Origin of the sequence: Serratia sp. Res13-Sevr-LER1-36-b, assembly GCF_015673035.1 — a bacterium.
GTDB classification, from domain to species: Bacteria; Pseudomonadota; Gammaproteobacteria; order Enterobacterales; family Enterobacteriaceae; genus Chania; species Chania fonticola_C.
On record NZ_JADACK010000035.1, the window covers coordinates 1 to 700 of the forward strand.

Here is a 700-nt window from a genome sequence, read left to right on the forward strand (position 1 = left end):
TATAACTTGAAATTCATCGATACAACCACCCTCAGTAGAATATTTCTAATGGCTGCAATGGCCTGTTAATACACATGGTATTTTTCAGATTTGTATTAGCGCTTTTTTAACATGAAAAATTTACTTTATTATTACTATCATTCACGTTAGTAATAATAAAACAGGAAGTGACTATCCTACTTTGAACTTTCGCCCCCCAGACAACTGCCTGTGTCTGGGGGGTCTTTATCTTATATATTCACATTGTCATGGTCGTTAACTAAAACAAAGGACTGGACTTAACCAGAATCGGTTGTTTTGAGACTGTTCTGCGCTTTGGTTACCGTATCCGCCAGCCTTGCGGTAAAAAGCCTGCGCGGTCAGTAATGTGGTCTATTCTAACCAATAACGTCAATGGTTATGCCTGCGAATCGAACGGCGTGACCCTACCCCAAAATCCCGCTCCATTCAGAAACAGAATTCCGGCATGATAAACACTCCCCTGAGTGGAGGTTGTGCCGATGAAAAAGTCACGATTCACCGAAGAACAGATTGTCTTTGCCCTGAAACAGGCCGAGCTGGGTACATCGGTGCCTGAAGTCTGCCGTAAACTGGGTATCTCTGATGCCACCTTTTACACGTGGCGTAAAAAATACGGTGGAATTTCCCCTTCAGAGCTGAAGCACATGCGCCAGCTCGAAGAAGAAAATCTCAGGCTGAA

1 protein-coding gene is annotated in these 700 nt (G+C 43.6%); it reads left to right on the top strand.

What is annotated here, in order from left to right; translation table 11 throughout:
- Positions 1-500 precede the first annotated feature (500 nt).
- Positions 501-700 (top strand): transposase (locus IMQ33_RS20725; RefSeq protein WP_196061614.1); only part of this gene is annotated, 200 nt, incomplete at its 3' end.